Raw genomic sequence first — 17,733 nt, forward strand, 5'->3', positions numbered from 1 at the left:
GCGAAAGATCTATTGCGTAACTGTTTTAACGGTCTGCGCGACGGGAGCCATCATGTAGCGTTTCCACCAGTGCTGGAACACAATGAGAGCCCAGATGCGGGCATGCACGTCGCCGGGGCTGCGCGAGAACAACTGTGTTTTCAGGGCCCGAATGGCATCAACGTCGAATACTCCCTGCGCTTCAATGAAGCCATCGGAGAGCAAATCGTCCTCAATCAAGGGGCGCAGTTCGCCGCGGAACCACTTGAGCAGTGGCACTTCGAACCCATGTTTCGGGCGCTTATATAGCTCCTCGGGCAGCAGAGAACGGAAGGCATCCTGCACAATACGCTTCTTCATTTTCGCGTCGATTTTGCTTTCGACGGGCAATGAGAAGGCGAAGCGCACTACGTTGGGGTCGAGGAAAGGCGGGCGCACTTCCAACGAGTTGGCCATGCTCATCATGTCCACCTTGGCCAACATGTCGTAGGGCAGCACCAGCGTGGTATCAGTGAGCAGTACTTCGTTCAGGTCGCCATCAGCGTGCAGATTCTCCAGAATGTCCTTGCGGCGCTTCTCGGCCAGCTTCTTGCCTACTTTGCGGCGAGAAGCTGCACTAAGCAGGCTGCGCGAATCTTTTTCGGAGGCAAAGGAAGCCCAGTCCCAGTATCGGTCCTTAGGGCCGCTGAGCATGCCGCGCGAGAAGCGCTGAAACTGCCGTACACGGTTGCCGAAGAAGGAATTGCGCGACTTAGGCAGAATATCCCACAGCAGGTTGAGGCCCGTTACGGCTTCGGCCTTGAAGCCGCCCTGCCGAACCTGAAACTCGCCCATGTGCTTGTTGTAGCCCGCAAACAATTCATCGGCTCCGTCGCCGGATAGGGCCACAGTAGCCTTTTCACGGGTGCGTTTGCTGAGAATGTACACCGCCAGCGCCGATGAATCGGCAAAAGGCTCGTCGATGTAGTCGAGGACGTCGAAGATATGGTCGTAGAGGTCCTGGTTGGTGAGCGAAAAGACCGTGTGATTGGTCTTGTAGCGCTCCGCTACCAGCTTAGCATACTTCGTTTCATCAAAGAAAGGCTCGTCGCGGTAGCCAATACTGAACGTGTTCAGGTGGTCGGTGTGGCGCGAGGCCAATGCTACCACGACACTTGAGTCGATGCCGCCGCTGAGAAAGGCCCCTACCGGTACGTCGGCCACGAGGCGGCGTGCGGTAGCATCATCGAGCAGCTCAACCAACTTGGTTTGCTGCTGCTCATACGTCAGCTTGTTTTTCTCAACCTTCTTCGGGTCGTAGGGCACTTTGTACCAGCGCTTGCGCACCACCTTCTTTCCTTTAATGAAAAGATAGTGGCCGGGCAGCAGCTTCTTCACACCTTTGAAAATGGTAGCCGGACCAGGAATGTAGTTGAGTTGTAGATAGTGGCTCAGGGCTACATAGTCGAGCTTGCGCGGGATGCCAAGTGCCATCAACGACTTCATTTCAGAAGCGAAGAACAGCTTGTCTTCGTCGCGGTAGATGAGTACAGGCTTCTCCCCCATCCGGTCGCGGGCAATGAAGAGCGAGTCCTCTTCCTTATCGTAGATAGCCAGCCCAAAGAAACCATTTAGCTTCTTCAGAAAGCCGCGACCCTCCGTGATGTAGAGGCGCAGAATAACCTCCGTATCGGTCTGGGAATGAAACTTATGGCCTTTTTTTACAAGGCGCTGACGCAACTCGCGGAAGTTGAAAATTTCGCCGTTGAAGACGATAGTGTACCGCCCCGACTCGTCAGTCATGGGCTGGTTACCATCGGCTGAGAGGTCGAGAATGGCAAGGCGCCGAAAGCCGAGGCCACAACGGTCGTACACGAAGTGCCCCTGCGAATCGGGGCCACGGCTGACAATGGCATCAGTAGAAGCCGGCAGCGCGGCCAGCGCGCTACGGCCTGTGTCAGTGAAGGCGAATAATCCGGTGATTCCACACATAGAGCCCGCAAAAGTACGAAGTATCGGCAGACTTGTTGGCCCTATATGCGGAACGACACCGGCCCGGCAACCAAAGGCCTACCACCTTAGTACACTCTGTAGTTTCCACTCTCAGTTACCGTCTGATTATGAATCTTCAGGAAAATATGGACCTCCAGCAACAATTTGAAGCCGCCGTATCGCGCGTAGATGGCCTGCCAGGCGACAAAGCCGCGCCACACATGACGGAGCTATATGGCCTCTACAAGCAGGCTACCGAAGGCGACCATGACGCCAAACGTGACGAAGTAGGCGACGAAATGCCTGATAACCCGAATGGTCCTGAAGGCATGTCGCAGGCGCAATGGGACTCCTGGAGTAAGTTTAAGGGGGTCGAACAGGACGAAGCGCGTCGCCAATATATTGATAAGGTGAACGAACTAGCTGGCCCGGTTGGCGAAAAGCCTACCATTATTACGGGCAGTGGCCAGCCAGCTACCGGTTCCCAGGTAAATCCGCCTTCGGATAGCAACAGCACAACCGCACAGCAGCCAGATGCGGGGCCAGGTGTTTCGCAGGGTGGCCTGCGCGGTGATATTACGGCGGGCGCACCCTATGGCGGCGAGGACCGCCTGAAAGATGTGCAGTAGTAGTTGACTTACTTGTGCTTGGTTACAGCCCGCTTCGTGTAATACGGAGCGGGCTGGTGCTTTTAGTGGCAGTATACCTAGCCATATTTTGGCTATTTTCGGCCATCCATGACCTACCCTGCCTCCCTACGTGTTTTGCTAGGCCTTTGCTGCTCAGCCAGCCTATTTACGGCCTGTACCCCCTCCTCGCCTACAACTGCTGCAACTGCTCCAGTAGCTGTAGCCCTCAATCGATTTGCGGATGCCACACTGCGCCAAATAGCTACCGCGCAGGATGAGCGTAACACCACTGCCCTGCTGCCCTACCTACTGAGTCCTGAGGCACGCTACCGGCAGGCGGCAGCACTAGCGCTGGCTTCGGTACAGGACAAAGCGGCTACCCAGCCCCTGCTACCGCTACTGAAAGACACTGATGCTGCGACCCGGCGTGCGGCAGCCTATGCGCTGGGGCAGATTGGGGACAGCACCGCCGTGGAGCCACTGGCCTATTACATTGTAACTGCTCCTACCCCAGTACAAAGACGTTATCTGTCGGAGGCCCTAGGCCGGTGCGCGACCCGTACGTCGCTACGGATGCTGTGGCGCAGCGCGGCCACTCCCGACACAATTTTATCGGCGGGACAGGCGTGGGGATTATTCCGGGCTGGGAGCCGAGGTATTACGTCGGAGGCAGCCGTAGCGCGAGCAGTGGCACTGCTGGAGGCAAGGCAGCCACTAGCAGCCCGCCAAGGTGCCGCTTTCACGCTGGCCCGTACGCCTCGCCTCGATCTTACCGCATACCAGTCGGCTCTTGTTACAGCCACCACCGACTCCGATCCGACAGTTCGGGCAATGGCAGCCAGCGCCCTTGGCAAGGTGAAATCTTCTGGAGTGGCGGCTATCCTTACAACCCTAGCACGGCGTGACGCTGATCACCGCGTGCGGGTAAGTGCGCTACGGGCCATGAATGCCACCATATATGCTCCGGTGAAGGAAACCGTCTGGCAGGCCCTCACCGACCCCAGCAGCCAAGTAGCCGTGACGGCCGCCGAGTTCTTCCTGACACATGCTACCGGAGAACCCGGCATCCTCTTTTTAGAAAAAGCCAATAAGATCAGCAACTGGCGAGTACGGTCTACGCTGCTGGCGGCTGCTCTGAAACTGGGAGGTGCAGAGCGCAATGCCATCCGGACGGCCGTGCAGCAGCGCTACTCAGCTGCCACCGACCCTTACGAAAAAGGCTACCTGCTGAAAGCGCTGGGCGAGGACCCGGCGGCATATGAGTTTGTGGAGCAAGCCACGTTTGCACCGGGCCAACCGCTGGTGGTAGGCTCCTATGGAATGGAAGCTCTGGTAGCCATGCGCCGCCTCTCCGCCTTCCCGGAAGCACAACAAGCTGCTTTTGCCCTCACACTGCGGCGCGCTCTGGCCGGCGGCGATGTTACAGTGATGAGCACGGCGGCCGAGGCCTTACGTGATCCACAGCTTGATCTGCGACGGCTGCTTCCCAATCCTGATTTCATTGTAGCGGCCCGCGACAAGCTAGTTTTGCCCCGCGACCTGGAGGCATGGCAGTCGTTGCAGCAAACCATCGACTATCTGCAGAAAATCCCTGCTACGCCTGTGCCGGTTGCCAAAGCCGCCAGCCACCCGATTGACTGGGCAGTAGTACAAACGATACCGGCGCGGCAGCGGGTAATAGTGCACACTACCCAGGGCGACGTGACTATGCAACTGCACGTGGAAGACGCACCAGGCTCGGTGTCCAGCTTCGTGCAGCTTGTGCAGCAGGGTTTCTACAATGGCCGGTTCTTTCATCGGGTAGTGCCAAACTTTGTAGCGCAGGGTGGCTGCCCGCGCGGCGACGGTTCCGGCAGCACCGATTACAATCTACGTTCTGAATTCGGCGACCTGCACTATGGTGAAGGCGCCGTAGGTCTCGCCTCAGCCGGCAAAGACACCGAAAGCTGCCAGTGGTTCATCACCCACGCCCCTACTCCGCACCTCGATGGCCGCTACACCATATTTGCCCAGGTGGTGCAGGGCATGGACGTCGTGCAGCGGCTTGATATCGGGGACAAAATCACGCGGATCGATCTGATTCGCTGAACTCAAGCACACGAAAAGGCCCGGCCACTCCTGCTCGAAACAGAAACGGCCGGGCCTTCTCGTGCAATCTTGGCTATTTGTCGCGGCCGTGTACTTGGGCGGGTGGCGAGGTGGCTTCTACGGCCGAAAATGCTTCCAGTATTTTGTAGGTATGCTTAGAGCCTTTGGGCACCACCCAAGAGTTGCCGGGTTCCAGTAGCACCATCTGGCCTTCCAGATGCAGTTCGGCGCGACCTTTTAGCACATAGCCTACCGTTTCGTATTGGCGGCTGGCCGATTCCTTGGGCTCTCCGGGCTGCTCATTTTCCCATAGTCGCATGGACACCTGCGTACCGGAAGCCAGGTATTTTTCACCATCCGGGCCCTTGGGCGAATGCGCCGAATCTATTTTAGTAATGGTGGAGTCAGCCATAATACGGGTCTTAAAAGATGAGAAAAAGATTGGCCTATAGAGCAGGCTAGTTGCAAACGCAGCACATAGAATACAGGTTGCGCTGGCTATGGTACCCGGAAACTTTCTGTATAGTGCGTAGTTAAGTGATATTGCGAAGTGGCTTTTGGTAGTCCTTCCGGCTCCGGTGGCGTGGCCACATCTGCTCTGCTATGTCTTTTTCTTCCGATTCTCCTTTTGTACGGGCTTTGGCGCGCGCGCACCAGCAGGTAGCAGCCCCACTGCCAGCCGCGGCTTTCTGCCAGCTGGCTGAGCAGTTGCTGCACTTGTTGTTTCCTGAGCGCGCCAGCAAGCCGTTGCTAAGGGCCGACTCTATTGCCGCAACCCTAATTCAGCAACAAAACGACCTTGCTGCGTTGCTGACCCACGTGCAACTGCCCGAGGCGACGCCAGCCGCCACTGCGGCACTACTCATGGCCCGCTTGCCGCATCTGCGCGACGCGCTGCTGCACGATGCCGCTGCTATTGCGGCCGCCGATCCGGCAGCCCAGGGCACGGAGGAAGTTATCAGCACCTATCCGGGTTTCTACGCAATTGCCATGCACCGCATTGCGCATGCCCTATATCAGCTGCAGGTTCCGCGAGTGCCCCGCATCATCAGCGAGTATGCGCACCAACGCACCGGCATTGATATTCACCCGGGTGCCCGTATCGGTATGGCGTTCTGCATCGACCACGGAACCGGGCTCGTTATCGGCGAAACGGCGGTTATCGGGTCCTACGTCAAGATATTTCAGGGCGTTACGCTGGGGGCGCTGAGTGTGACGAAGGAGTTGCAAGGCATCAAGCGCCACCCCACCATCGAGGATCATGTGGTGATTTACGCCGGCGCTACTATTTTGGGGGGCAATACAGTAGTAGGCAGCCACAGCATCATTGGGGGCAACGTATGGCTCACCGACAGCGTGCCGTCGCACTCCCGGGTGTACCACCGCGCCCAAATCCACGTCACCCGTACCGAAGACCCTACCGCCGACATCATGTTTTCCATTTAACTCAATGCGTAAGTAAAGCGTCTGCCAACCCATAGTAAGCGTGGAAGCACTTTAGCTTAGGCATTCAACCATTCACACTCTGCACCTATGAAAGCTCATTCCATTCTGGATACCATCGGCAATACGCCGCTATTGCGCCTCAACAAGCTATTCGCCAGCCGTCCGGATGTGGAGGTATGGGTAAAGCTGGAACGCGCCAACCCCGGCGGCAGCATCAAGGACCGGATTGCGCTGAGCATGATTGAGCAGGCCGAAAAGGATGGCATTCTGACTCCTGACTCGCTGATTGTAGAGCCTACTTCCGGCAACACGGGCGTAGGCCTAGCTATGGTGGCCGCCGTGAAAGGCTATAAGCTGACACTGGTAATGCCTGAGTCGATGTCGATTGAACGCCGCCGCCTGATGGCCGCTTACGGCGCCAATCTGGAATTGACTCCCCGCGAGAAAGGTATGAAAGGTGCCATCGAAAAGGCGCACGAACTGGTGCGTGATACTCCCGGCGCCTGGATGCCAATGCAGTTTGAAAACCCCGCCAACATCAGAGTACACGCCGAAACCACCGCTCAGGAAATTCTGCGTGATGCGCCGGAAGGCGGCTTCGACTTCCACATCACCGGTGTGGGCACTGGCGGCCACATCACGGCCGTGACGGAAGTGCTCAAGCCACATTTCCCCAACATGAAGACCTTTGCCGTAGAGCCCGAGCTTTCCCCGGTTATCAGTGGCGGTGCGCCTGGTCCGCACCCGATTCAGGGCATCGGAGCGGGCTTTATCCCGGCTAACCTGCATACCGAAGTACTTGACGGCACTATTCAGGTGTCGCAGCAGGCTGCATTTGATATGGCCCGCCGCGCCGCTCGTGAGGAAGGCCTGTTTGTGGGCGTATCGTCGGGAGCGTCATTGGCGGCCGTGGCCCAGAAGCTGGACGAAGTGCCACAGGGTGGCCGCGTGCTCACTTTCTGCTACGATACCGGAGAGCGGTATCTGTCGGTAGAAGGCCTCTTTGTATAGCATTCCTATCGCCTCAATGAACCTGCCTTTACTACAGGCAAATGCTGTGAGCAATTGTAGCTGCTCTATAGCGTTTTGATAAACTGTATCTATCTGATTTCTTAGAGGTAGAAATAATACTGGAAACGCAGAGCCGGGAACATGCTTCGGTATCGGTCACGGCTCTGCGGTATCAGCATGAAACCGCCTACATCGACAGTCAGGCCGCTAGTAGCGTGGCGGGATGGGAAATCAGCGCCCACTGACAAAGTGAGTGCCCCCTCGTCGCCATGAGGAAAATAAGTAGCCCCTTGCCGGAAAAACCAGCTCCGCCTTTGCACGAGTCTGTGGTTTGAGCCGAAATAGAATCTATGCTCTGCGCTCAAAGCGGGCCATATCATTCCCCATGATGGCCCAGCCCCGGCCGCTACTCCAAACTGGCTATGTGACCCCAGGTCCACATTCAGCCCAACGTGCAACAACTCTGGACCAGCAATTCCCAGGGCGCCGCGGAAACGGGACAACGTATCAGTTTGGGCCCAAGCCATACTAGGAGCCAAGCACAGAAGGCTGGCACTCCCAATGATTTTCACAGTTTCTGTGAGAGCAAGTGACACTGACGCGCATCAAAGTGAACAGAATATTAAAATAGCTAATTATTTTAATATATACTAATCAGATACGCAGTTCCACTACGCCAGATGCTGTAGTGTTAAAAGCAAAAAGCCCGACCAATTGGTCGGGCTTTTTAGTGGAGAATATCGGAGTCGAACCGATGACCTCTTGCATGCCATGCAAGCGCTCTAGCCAGCTGAGCTAATCCCCCATTTTGTAAGAGCCATCCGCCAGTTGCGTTTGGTGTGACAAAAGTACGGCGCGTTTCGGGTTCTGCAAGTATGCCAGCGAAAAAAACCGAAAAAACTTTACGCTCCAGACACAAAAAAAGCGGCTGGAGAAGCTCCCCAGCCGCTTTTTCAACTTAACCTAAGTCAGGTTCAACTAGTTGTGTGTAACAACTGACAGGCCCAATGGAGTGGTGCCAGTAGTAGCATTAGTACCGCGGCTATAAACCGTGTAGATTTTGCCGGAAGCAAAGGTCAATGACGTCGCAGGAATAATCACCTGTGAAGGATTGGCAGCGGCCCGTGGTGAACGACGTACATCAAACGAGTACGTTCCAGCCGGAATATCTGTAAAACTCGCAAAGTTCAAGCTCCGAGCTGGGCGCGCTGGAGTCGTGGGAGTAGCAGCCACTGCAGGCACCGTAAAGGCAATCGAGCGGTACGTACGACCAATCGGCGCAAATAGGAACTTGCCTATTGCTGTCGGATCGGGGCTCAGCAGCGTGTATAAGCCGAGACTGTCTACGCTAGCGGAGTAGCTTGGTGACAGGTTCACAAAACGCACCCGAGCCCGGCCCGCTGCCGGTGCCGATAGGTTATCAGACAGAGCAATGGCCCGTATACCGCCTAAATCAGTGCCAGTGCCAGTGCGGGTAGGTGCGTCAGTTGAGAAAACCGTATAGGAACTACCGGATGCGAACTGCTGACGGACTACACCGGGAACCACTTCCCCGTTGGCATATTTCACGTTGTTCGGCGACACAATGCCTATCTGGCGCTGACCTGCTGGAACCGTAAAATAGGCGGGTGTAGCACTCAGGTAACCAACTGACTGGCCCGAAGCAACATTGTCGATAGTAACGGAGCTGGTCTGGGAACCGGGCGAGGCGTTTACTACCAAAACCCGGGCCGCGCTTACCGTGGAAGCTGTTACGGGCGACGGAGTCGGATAATCCGGGTCGTCGCAGCCAACCAGCACGGCGGCTGCCGAAGCAGCCAGCGTGAGCTTGGCGAAGAGTGAAGAAGAAAGGAATTTCATGATACGGTACGTTTAGCGAAGTCTACTGACGACTGATTAAAACAGGTAACGAACGCCAAACTGAGCCTGCCAGCGCGAGGACAGCTGGTCCACCTGGTAGCCAACCGTTGGGGTGGTAGAGGTGCCGTTGCCGTAGCTGAAGGTAGGACGGCCCGTAGTGCCGTTTTCCAGACCCTGGTAGCGCAGCAGACCATAGTTGCCGTTTGATACGAAGTAGTCGCGGCCCCAGTCTTTGTTCAGGAGGTTACCGAAGTTGATTACGTCAACCGACAGCTGAATGGTGTGCTCTTTACCACCAATGGTGGTATAGATGTCCTGAAGCAGACGAACGTCTACTTTGTGCTGCCAAGGAGTGCGGGCACCGTTACGGGCTGCGTATTCACCACGGTGCTCTTTCAGGTATTCGTCGTTCTCAATGAATGAGTTCAGCTCGTTCCAAACCTGGTCGAGGTTGCGACGGTCATTTGGGCCGTCCGTCACCAGCACGATTTCGTCGCGGGTGCGGGGGATGTAGATCAGGTCGTTCGAGTTAGTCGTGAACTGACCACCGTCGTTGTTGAGGTCGCCACCGTAGTAGCTATACGAGAACGGCGTGCCCGACTGGCCATTGTAGAAGGCAGAGAACGTAGTAGCGAAATGCTGAGCATACGCCTTGCGGTACGACAACGAAGCCAGTACGCGGTGGCGCAGGTCGAAGTTGGAATACGACAGCGGCAGGCTGTTCGGACCAGCAACGTGCGGGTTGAATTCCCAGATGGAAACTGCCGTTGAGCTAGAGCCGGAGTATAGGTCGCGCGACTGACCGTAGGTGTAAGCAGTCGTTGCGAACAGGTCGCTGTTTACTTGCTTCTTCAGTTCGCCCGTGATGCTGTACTGGTAGCCTTTGCTGGTATTAGTCAGCAGAATCACGTTGTTGAAGTCGCGGCTGTTGCGGTAGCGAGCGGTACCGGTAGGGTACACCGGACGGCCATCACCCTGAATCACACCCGTTGGGTTCGACAGGTTGATATCAACCGGCAGTACGTCATTCAGCGACTTGGAGTAGATACCTTCCAGCGTAGCAACGATGCCAGCGGGCAAGCGATAATCGACTGCGAAGTTGGTGCGGATCAGCTGTGGGTTGCGGAAGTCTTTATCCGTTACAGCAATGCTGCCCTTAGCAGCGGCCGCTGGAGTGCTGGCAATCTGGTCGCGCAGTGTGCTGTAATTGCTGTTCAGGACCAGCGCCGACTTGTCGGTGCTGTTGTTGGAGTCGAACGAAGCAAAGTCAACACCGGTGTTGCCGTACTGGTTGGAAATCCACACGTAAGCGGGACGGCCGGTGAATACACCCACACCACCACGCAGCTGGAACGTCTGGTTTTTGCGCACATCCCAGTTGAAGCCGATACGCGGCGACACCTGCAGGCGCGACTTAGGCAGACGGTCGGTTTTCACGTCGTAAGCACCACCGTTGGCAGTAGCTACCGCGAAAGTGGAGTCAACCCGCTTGTTGTAAGAAGGCTTGTCGAAGTACACTGGCAAGTCAACACGCAGACCCGTCGTGAAACGGAAGTTGTCGGTTACGTTATACTCGTCCTGGATGAAGGCACCAAACTGAGCAGCACCGAACTTGGCCGTAGGCTTACCGCCGGGCAGCGCATAGTTCTGGCGGTAGCGGTAGCCAGTAGCATTCACGTTCGTAACGGGGTCAAGGAAAGACTGGAGCGTCGGGAAGTTGTAACGGCCTTCAGTGCTCTGCACGAACAGGTTGTCGAAACGGAAGATTTCGTTGTTCGTACCAATGGTAATGACGTGCTTACCAGCGAAAATATTGAAGTTGTCGTTGATTTCCAGGATGTCCTGGTCGAGGCGGTTAGCCACCGAGCTGAGTTCCGAACCGGCGAATACCGAGCCATTGCCCACCGAAATTTCGATAGACGGGAACCGGTCGCCCACCAGCGAGCGGCTGTCGCGGATGCGCGAGTAGCCTACCAGCAAGCTGTTAGCGAAGCGGTTGCCGAAACGGCTTTTCAATTCAGCTACAGTGGTGTTGGTTTTGCTCAAGAACTGGTAGCCGTTGTTGCCGAAGCGGAAGTTGGTCAGGCTGCGGGTGATGTTGTCATCGGAAGCGTCCACGAAGTTGTGGCGCAGCGTGAGCTGGTGGTTCTGGCTGATGTTCCAGTCGAGACGCGCGAAGGCCTTGTTGCTGCGGCGCTCGGCGTTGATTTCACCGAAAGCACCGGCGTTGTAACCGTAACGGTCACGCAGTACGTCCGAAATCTGCTGCAGTTGTTCCGTGCTTACGAAAGTCAGCAGGTCAGAGCCCGGGTTGTTGCTGATTTGGTCCTGCGAACCAGTGCGGAACAACAGCGGAGCCGTGCGGCGGGTAATTTCGCCGTTTACGAAGAAGAACAGCTTGTCCTTAATGATTGGACCGCCGAGACGAACACCAGCTTGGTAGTCGTTGAACTTGTCGAGCTTGGTACGCTCACCGGCCGAGTTAGGCGTTGGGCTTTTGCCAGCCGTGTTCTGGTTGCGGCCAAATACGAAAGCCGAACCCGAGAAGTCGTTGGTACCGGAACGGGTAATGGCGTTGATACCACCACCGCTGAAACGGCCCTGACGTACGTCGTAGGGAGAAAGTACTACCTGGAATTCCTGGATAGCGTCCAGCGAAATTGGGTTGGTGTTAGCCTGTCCGCCGGGGGCACCAGTGTTGCCAAGACCGAACAAGTCGTTGTTGGAAGCACCGTCAATCTGGATGTTGTTGAAACGTGCGTTACGGCCGCCCAGTGAGCTGCCGTTGGCCTGAGGTGTGAGGCGGGTAAAGTCCTGGAAGCTCCGGTTGATGGTAGGCAGACGCTCGATCTGCTCACGCTGCACGTTGGTGGCAGCACCGTTACGCTCCGAGTTCAGCACCGGGTCGCGGCGGCCCGAAACCGTAACGCCAGCCAGCTCCGTAGTGGCGTCACTCAGGTTCAGGTCGAGGCGCAGGTTCTGGCCCAGGCTCAGGAAAATACCCTCGCGGCTGGCGTCCTTGTAGCCTACAAACGTTACACGTACGCTATAGGGACCACCTACGCGCATGTTCTGGATGTTGAAGCGGCCTTCCGAGTTGGTAGGTGCCACATACTGGGTGTTGGTAGGCGTGTGAACCGCTATGACCGTAGCCCCCGGCAAGCCGGCGCCGTCCTTGTCGGTGATGACACCGTTCATGGCCGACGTAGTGGTGCCCTGGCTCCAACCGGCATGCACTGACAGCAGCGTCAGCAACAGCACAAGGAGGTGGCGTAAACGTAGGTGTTTCATAAAAGGGGGTATTGGTGAGAAAAGAGGGGAGCTTGGTGAAAAGCGGCGCAAAATTACATTCCAATTTACCACAACACATTACCGAATCGTTATGATTGGCATGTTGCAACAGGGCCTAAATCCAAGACAAAGGTAAGGGGGAAATTCTACAATCTAGGCCGTACGGCCTTGATATAGCGACTTAAATAATAATCAGTTTCGAGGCTATTTTCCACCACTCCTGAGGAGCTGGAGGAATGTATAAACTGCACACCCTCAGGGGTTGCCTCCGTTACGAGGCCAACATGTGTAATAGTGTTACTGCCAGGGGAAGCACCGAAAAATACTAAATCACCGACTTTCAAATCCTGCGATTTTACCGGTTCGCCCCATAAGGCTTGCTCGTTGCTGGAGCGCGGAATTGCCACATTAATGGCCGCGAAAGAATTGTAGAGCAGCCCGGAGCAGTCCATCCCCAACCGGGAAGTGCCGCCATACTTATAAGGAGTGCCTTGGTAGGAACGCGCAGTTTCAATTACCGTCACGATTTCGCGGCTGGCGTTGGCAGGCGTGCTACGCCGCTTCGTCACGATTTTGGCTTTGCCTGAGGCAGTGGTTGCCTTAGACTTAGATTTGGAAGTAGGCGCACCACCCCGGCGGCGGCGCTCTTCGGCCTTTATGCGCGCCATGTCGCGGGCCGAATGATACCGGCCGTTCCGGTAGTTGACTTTCTTCGAGCCGCTGCAGCTGGCCAACCAGCCCAGCAACATCAACAGTAGCAGTGGCCACCAAAGACGCCTCTGCGCTGAATGATGTACCTTCGTCATATGTTCCCGCATCGGGTCAAAGATAGGCAAAACAGCCATTTGGCGCCTCTATATATGAATTTCAACTCCCTGACTTCCGAGCTGGTTGTCGCCTTCGAAGCAATTGTTGGACCTGAACATGTGCTGACGGCGCAGCGCGCTGAGGCCACCGCTACCGCCGACACCTACGCCGACTACGGCCGCGACCATACCGAGGACCTGCATTTTGCTCCCGATGTGGTGCTTCGGCCCGCTAACGCTGAAGAAATCAGCCAGATTGTGCGCCTCTGCCACGAGCACCGTATTCCGGTGACGCCCCGTGGTGCCGGCACGGGCCTGAGTGGTGGCGCGCTGCCTACCCACGGCGGCGTGGTGCTGAGCACAGAGCGGCTCAACAAGATCATTCAGATAGATGAGCGCAACCTGCAGGCCACCGTGGAGCCGGGCGTGGTAAACGAAGCGTTTCAGCAGGCCGTGCAGGCCGTGGGGTTGTTTTATCCGCCCGACCCGGCCAGCAAGGGGAGCTGCTTTCTGGGTGGCAACCTGGCGCACAGTAGCGGCGGCCCCAAAGCCGTGAAATATGGTACCACCCGCGACTATGTGCTAAATCTACAGGTAGTACTGCCCACCGGCGACATTATCTGGACGGCCGCCAACACCCTCAAAAACTCCACCGGCTACAACCTCACGCAGCTCATGGTGGGCTCGGAAGGTACGCTAGGCATCATTACGAAAGTGGTGTTCCGGCTCCTCCCCTACCCCAAGCAGAACATTCTGATGCTGGTGCCTTTCCGGCAGGAGGACCAAGCTGCTGAGGCGGTATCGGCGGTATTTCGGGCGGGTATTATTCCGTCGGGCATGGAGTTTATGGAGCGCGAAGCCATTGCCTGGTCCTCCGACTACCTCAAGATTCCGCTTACGCTGCCTGAAGACATCCGCGCCCACCTGCTGATTGAGCTAGATGGCCAGGACTTGGACGAACTCTATAAGGAAGCCGAGCAGGTGTACGGCGTGCTAGAGCACTACGACGTGGGCGAAATTCTGCTGGCGGACAACGCCACCCAAAAAGATGAGCTCTGGAAAATCCGGCGCAACATCGGCAACTCAGTACGCTACAACTCGGTGTATAAGGAAGAAGACACCGTGGTACCGCGGGCCGAACTGCCGACGCTACTCAAAGGGGTGAAGGAAATCGGGGCACGCTACGGTTTCAAGAGTGTGTGCTACGGCCACGCCGGCGACGGCAACCTGCACGTCAATATCATCCGGGGCGACCTGGACGACGACATGTGGAACGTAGGCCTGCGCCAGCCCATCACTGAAATATTTGAGCTGTGCGTGAAACTAGGCGGTACCATTTCCGGCGAGCATGGCATCGGGCTGGTGCAGAAAGGCTACATCGGCATTGCTCTGCCCGACACGAATCTGGAGCTGATGCGCGGCATCAAGCGGGTATTTGACCCAAATGGCATTCTGAATCCGGGTAAGATTTTCTAGTCCTACGACAACTTATTCACTAAAAAGGCCCGCTGGAATCATTCCGGCGGGCCTTTTTCATTCAAGCAGGCAGCTCTTTCAACGTCATATCTAAGTGCCGGAAAAGCTCCGTGTTGCCGTTCTGCTGGTAGTGGCTTAGGGCTTGAGCGAAACTGCCGACATCGTAGAGGAAGGCTTTGAGGTGGTCGGCGGTGAGCGTGTCGAAGTGGCGGCCGTAGCCGAGCTTCTCCACTTCGGCGGCGTTGAGGAACTGCTCAAACTGGGCCGGAATGGGGACGGCGCAGATGGGCTTGTGCAGGTATACCGCCTCACTAATCAGCGAGAAGCCGCCATTCGTGACGACGGCCCGGGCCGAAGCCAGATCTTCGATAAAGCCCTGCTCGCTGAAGGCTTTCAACTGCACGTTGCCGTGGCTTTCCTCCTTGTTGAAGCCATACACCCGGAATTCCTGCTCGGGCATGGTTTGCAGCAGCGGCACCAGGTCTTTCTGGTTGGTGGCCGACTGGTACATCAGCACGTGCTGGCCGGTGGTGGGCCGGGCAGCCAGAATTTCGGGCCGGATGATAGGCGGCACCAGCGTGGTATTCGGCTTGATGACCGGCAGCGGAAAAAAGGTGCTCACAAAATAGTGCTGGCTGCGCGGCAGCTTGGCGCGCACAATAGCCCGGGCCAGCGCTAAGTTGTCACGCTCCGTCGGCGGCACCGCTACGTCCAGCCGGGCGCGGCTGATGATCTGCATATTGTCGATGCTGATGACGGGCAGGCGCTTCCATTTGGCAAACAAGTAGCTGAACGACTCGAAATCGGAAATCACCACGTCGAATTCCACGCCACACAGCAACTCCCGGTACTTGCGGAAGTTGACGAGCAGGTTTTCTGGCGCTGTGCGCAGGGTGAGTACGGCCGTACGAGACCGGCTGACGCTGAGTTTTTTGTAGGCCAGATGGTAGCCACGGATTTCGTGCACCCGGCCGGGAAACGTGCGGCTTAACAGCTGAAAGGCGCGGGCGCTACTCACGACGCACACCTCATGTCCCTGCTCCAGCAGGTGCTGAATCACGACTTTGCTACGGGTAGCATGGCCCATCCCCTCGCCGGGCACTCCATATAGTATGTTCATCAAGGCGAAGTAAAACCTAAAAATCGGCTTTCTGAAAACGCAGCCTTAGCCAACCTCACAACCATGCGTCTGCACGATGCACAACGTATCGGCAGCCTGCTGCCAGCAGTGGAAATAGGCCTTGCTCCTGTGGTAGACAGTGTGGATTGCCACTGGGGCTGCAAGAAAAGTATCTACTTTCGGCCTGATTTTGGCGTATGCGCCAATTTCGCCTGCTTTTTCTCTTTGCGTCTGCCTGCTGCGTATGAACCGCTCTACTTTCTTCCGCCCCGCTCTCGGGCTTGCTGTTGCCACTTCGCTGCTTGCCGCGGCCTGCTCAGCCCCACGTGCCATTACTAGCACAGGCAAAGTCACGCCGCGCGGTGAGTTCCGGGGCGGCGGCAACCTGTCGTTCAACGTAGCTACCGAAACTATCAGCAAAACGGGCTCTGCGCTGGTATCAGCGGCTTCTGAGGCGGCCAGCAAGGATACGGTGGGCTATTCGGGCTCCATCGAAAAGCTGCAGCTAGCGGCGCTGGCCTACGTCCTCGACCCGGTACGCGCTACCCCCGACCTGTACATCCGCTACGGCGTGGTTGAGCGGATTGACGTGGGCTATAAATATGCGTTTGGCTCGCACGTTTTCGATGCCATGTTCCAGTTTATGGGGCCTACCGGCACGCCGGAGCAGCCCGGTGGGCAATCGGGAGCTATGTATGGCAGCATCGGGCTACAGTTTGCCACGCAGCGTGCCAAGCTGCCCAGCGTGCCTTTCCTGGATGATGTGGCCGATGTGCTCGGCTTCCGCGCTACTCGCAAAGACCTGATTATTCCGTTGGTGTTCAGCCACTCGTTTGGGCCGGAGGAGGAAATTGGGGCCGTTTCCTATGGGGTTGTGTATTCGCGCTCTTTCATGCGGTACGGTTTCGAACCGACACGGGTGTTCCAGGGCAACACCCAGATTCCGTATCTGCCGTTGCAGAAGGTGAATTACGGGTCGTTTGGGGCTTTTGCCAACGCCAAAATCGGCTACCGCTACGTGTATTTTGTTCCCTCGCTGAGCATCTACTACCAGAACTACGGTACCTACCAGCTGCTCAACAATGCCAGCGGCAAGCTTAGTGGCCTCACCATAGTGCCCAGTGTCGGGCTGCAGTTTCGGGTACCTTCCACCCGCCGATAGCCAGCTTGGCAAGCGGCTCCTTGTTCGGCTTAGTATGAGGGCTAGGGAAGCTTTCTGTCGTCTGGCTTAGCTCCTCGCCCGGCTGCCCTTCAGCCAGGCAGCCAGCAACGGCACAGCAAATATGGCAACTGTAAGTAGCGTCAGGCCGATATCGGCGGTTTCGCTGCCGAGAAAGTGGCTGACCGGATGCTGTGGGAAATAGTGTTCCACCAACGATAGTAGCAGCTTCAGACCCAGCAGCCCGATAACGACGAAAGCAGCGGTTTCCAGAAACGGATATTTAGCCATCAGCAGCACAAACGCCTGCGCCACCAGCCGCATAGCCAGAATACCGATGAATACGCCGGTACAAATCAGTATCAGGTTGTCGGTGAAGGCCACGACGGCAAATACGTTGTCGATGGAAAAGGCCAGATCCATCAGTTCAATCAGGGCCACGGTAGCCCAGAACGGCCCCAACAGGCCCAGCGTACTGCGGTAGAGCCAGCTTTGATGCTTGCTGACCTCTTCTTCCTCGGTGCTGCGTTTGGCCTTGAATTGTGCGTACACCAGATACAGCAGGTACAGGCCACCCAGCGGCTTAAGGAACCAGAATTCAATCAGAAACGAGGCAAACAAAATACACAGCCCTCGAAATACGTAGGCCCCGATGATGCCGTAGCGTAGGGCCTTGTGCTGCTGGTGCTTGGGCAGGTCGCTGACCATAGTAGCCAGCACGGCCGCATTGTCCACGGAAAGCAAGCTTTCAATGATGACCAGATTGCCCACGATGGCCAGCGCGGCCAAAGGGTTGTCGAGGATTTGCTGCAGATGAATGTTCATGCGAAGCGCGAAAGTACGCGGATTCGGGAGTACGGTGAAACAAGTCTTGTTGGGCTATGTGGTGGATGCAGC

General features: G+C 56.6%; 13 protein-coding genes and 1 tRNA gene. 6 read left to right on the plus strand and 8 right to left on the minus strand.

Annotated elements, in window-relative coordinates; translation table 11 throughout:
- Positions 1 to 9: 9 nt before the first annotated feature.
- On the minus strand, positions 10 to 1,950 hold the full coding sequence (gene asnB, locus H4317_RS15175; protein ID WP_185887417.1) for an asparagine synthase (glutamine-hydrolyzing): 1,941 nt from the start codon (positions 1,948 to 1,950) through the stop codon (positions 10 to 12).
- Between the two features lie 146 nt (positions 1,951 to 2,096).
- On the opposite strand from asnB, the gene H4317_RS15180 reads away from it, so the two are divergent.
- Positions 2,097 to 2,579, plus strand: coding sequence for an acyl-CoA-binding protein (locus H4317_RS15180; RefSeq protein ID WP_185887418.1), 483 nt, complete (start codon positions 2,097 to 2,099; stop codon positions 2,577 to 2,579).
- A gap of 108 nt (positions 2,580 to 2,687) precedes the next feature.
- Positions 2,688 to 4,667 (plus strand): peptidylprolyl isomerase, encoded by a 1,980-nt coding sequence (locus tag H4317_RS15185; protein WP_185887419.1) that lies wholly within the window; start codon positions 2,688 to 2,690, stop codon positions 4,665 to 4,667.
- Positions 4,668 to 4,740: 73 nt separating this feature from the next.
- Here H4317_RS15185 and H4317_RS15190 read toward each other — a convergent pair whose 3' ends face one another.
- Complete coding sequence (locus tag H4317_RS15190) at positions 4,741 to 5,079, minus strand: cupin domain-containing protein (protein WP_185887420.1); 339 nt, start codon at positions 5,077 to 5,079, stop codon at positions 4,741 to 4,743.
- A gap of 191 nt (positions 5,080 to 5,270) precedes the next feature.
- Here H4317_RS15190 and H4317_RS15195 point away from each other — a divergent pair, with 191 nt between their 5' ends.
- Both H4317_RS15195 and cysK read left to right on the plus strand, forming a co-directional pair.
- Positions 5,271 to 6,113, plus strand: coding sequence for a serine O-acetyltransferase (locus H4317_RS15195; RefSeq protein ID WP_185887421.1), 843 nt, complete (start codon positions 5,271 to 5,273; stop codon positions 6,111 to 6,113).
- Between the two features lie 87 nt (positions 6,114 to 6,200).
- Positions 6,201 to 7,124: a cysteine synthase A gene (gene cysK / locus H4317_RS15200; RefSeq protein ID WP_185887422.1), complete on the plus strand. Its 924-nt coding sequence runs from the start codon at positions 6,201 to 6,203 to the stop codon at positions 7,122 to 7,124.
- Positions 7,125 to 7,855: 731 nt separating this feature from the next.
- Here the strand turns inward: cysK and H4317_RS15205 are convergent.
- The 4 genes from H4317_RS15205 to H4317_RS15220 all read right to left on the minus strand — a co-directional run bounded on the left by H4317_RS15205 (position 7,856) and on the right by H4317_RS15220 (position 13,024).
- A tRNA-Ala gene (locus tag H4317_RS15205) sits at positions 7,856 to 7,929 on the minus strand.
- Between the two features lie 173 nt (positions 7,930 to 8,102).
- Positions 8,103 to 8,984, minus strand: a complete 882-nt coding sequence (locus tag H4317_RS15210; protein WP_185887423.1) for a DUF4397 domain-containing protein — start codon at positions 8,982 to 8,984, stop codon at positions 8,103 to 8,105.
- 36 nt (positions 8,985 to 9,020) lie between these two features.
- Positions 9,021 to 12,275, minus strand: coding sequence for a TonB-dependent receptor (locus tag H4317_RS15215; RefSeq protein WP_185887424.1), 3,255 nt, complete (start codon positions 12,273 to 12,275; stop codon positions 9,021 to 9,023).
- 146 nt (positions 12,276 to 12,421) lie between these two features.
- The gene (locus H4317_RS15220; protein WP_185887425.1) at positions 12,422 to 13,024 is read right to left on the minus strand and encodes a C40 family peptidase; all 603 of its coding nucleotides are present in this window, start codon (positions 13,022 to 13,024) and stop codon (positions 12,422 to 12,424) included.
- Positions 13,025 to 13,135: 111 nt separating this feature from the next.
- Here H4317_RS15220 and H4317_RS15225 point away from each other — a divergent pair, with 111 nt between their 5' ends.
- The gene (locus H4317_RS15225; protein ID WP_185887426.1) at positions 13,136 to 14,557 is read left to right on the plus strand and encodes an FAD-binding oxidoreductase; all 1,422 of its coding nucleotides are present in this window, start codon (positions 13,136 to 13,138) and stop codon (positions 14,555 to 14,557) included.
- A 61-nt stretch (positions 14,558 to 14,618) separates the two neighbouring features.
- On the opposite strand, the gene H4317_RS15230 is transcribed toward H4317_RS15225, so the two are convergent.
- Positions 14,619 to 15,677, minus strand: a complete 1,059-nt coding sequence (locus tag H4317_RS15230) for an MJ1255/VC2487 family glycosyltransferase (RefSeq protein WP_185887427.1) — start codon at positions 15,675 to 15,677, stop codon at positions 14,619 to 14,621.
- A 244-nt stretch (positions 15,678 to 15,921) separates the two neighbouring features.
- Between H4317_RS15230 and H4317_RS15235 the strand changes: the two genes are divergently transcribed.
- Positions 15,922 to 16,839 (plus strand): hypothetical protein, encoded by a 918-nt coding sequence (locus H4317_RS15235; protein ID WP_185887428.1) that lies wholly within the window; start codon positions 15,922 to 15,924, stop codon positions 16,837 to 16,839.
- Between the two features lie 66 nt (positions 16,840 to 16,905).
- On the opposite strand, the gene H4317_RS15240 is transcribed toward H4317_RS15235, so the two are convergent.
- Complete coding sequence (locus H4317_RS15240; RefSeq protein ID WP_185887429.1) at positions 16,906 to 17,661, minus strand: TerC family protein; 756 nt, start codon at positions 17,659 to 17,661, stop codon at positions 16,906 to 16,908.
- Positions 17,662 to 17,733: the final 72 nt, after the last annotated feature.

Origin of the sequence: Hymenobacter sediminicola (genome assembly GCF_014250515.1) — a bacterium.
Taxonomy (GTDB): domain Bacteria; phylum Bacteroidota; class Bacteroidia; order Cytophagales; family Hymenobacteraceae; genus Hymenobacter; species Hymenobacter sediminicola.

Bases quoted from the DNA above. Each gene is read 5' to 3' on its own strand.
- asnB (WP_185887417.1), bottom strand. From the start codon at position 1,950: ATGTGTGGAATCACCGGATTATTCGCCTTCACTGACACAGGCCGTAGC.
- H4317_RS15180 (WP_185887418.1), top strand. From the start codon at position 2,097: ATGGACCTCCAGCAACAATTTGAAGCCGCCGTATCGCGCGTAGATGGC.
- H4317_RS15185 (WP_185887419.1), top strand. From the start codon at position 2,688: ATGACCTACCCTGCCTCCCTACGTGTTTTGCTAGGCCTTTGCTGCTCA.
- H4317_RS15190 (WP_185887420.1), bottom strand. From the start codon at position 5,079: ATGGCTGACTCCACCATTACTAAAATAGATTCGGCGCATTCGCCCAAG.
- H4317_RS15195 (WP_185887421.1), top strand. From the start codon at position 5,271: ATGTCTTTTTCTTCCGATTCTCCTTTTGTACGGGCTTTGGCGCGCGCG.
- cysK (WP_185887422.1), top strand. From the start codon at position 6,201: ATGAAAGCTCATTCCATTCTGGATACCATCGGCAATACGCCGCTATTG.
- H4317_RS15210 (WP_185887423.1), bottom strand. From the start codon at position 8,984: ATGAAATTCCTTTCTTCTTCACTCTTCGCCAAGCTCACGCTGGCTGCT.
- H4317_RS15215 (WP_185887424.1), bottom strand. From the start codon at position 12,275: ATGAAACACCTACGTTTACGCCACCTCCTTGTGCTGTTGCTGACGCTG.
- H4317_RS15220 (WP_185887425.1), bottom strand. From the start codon at position 13,024: ATGTTGCTGGGCTGGTTGGCCAGCTGCAGCGGCTCGAAGAAAGTCAAC.
- H4317_RS15225 (WP_185887426.1), top strand. From the start codon at position 13,136: ATGAATTTCAACTCCCTGACTTCCGAGCTGGTTGTCGCCTTCGAAGCA.
- H4317_RS15230 (WP_185887427.1), bottom strand. From the start codon at position 15,677: ATGAACATACTATATGGAGTGCCCGGCGAGGGGATGGGCCATGCTACC.
- H4317_RS15235 (WP_185887428.1), top strand. From the start codon at position 15,922: ATGAACCGCTCTACTTTCTTCCGCCCCGCTCTCGGGCTTGCTGTTGCC.
- H4317_RS15240 (WP_185887429.1), bottom strand. From the start codon at position 17,661: ATGAACATTCATCTGCAGCAAATCCTCGACAACCCTTTGGCCGCGCTG.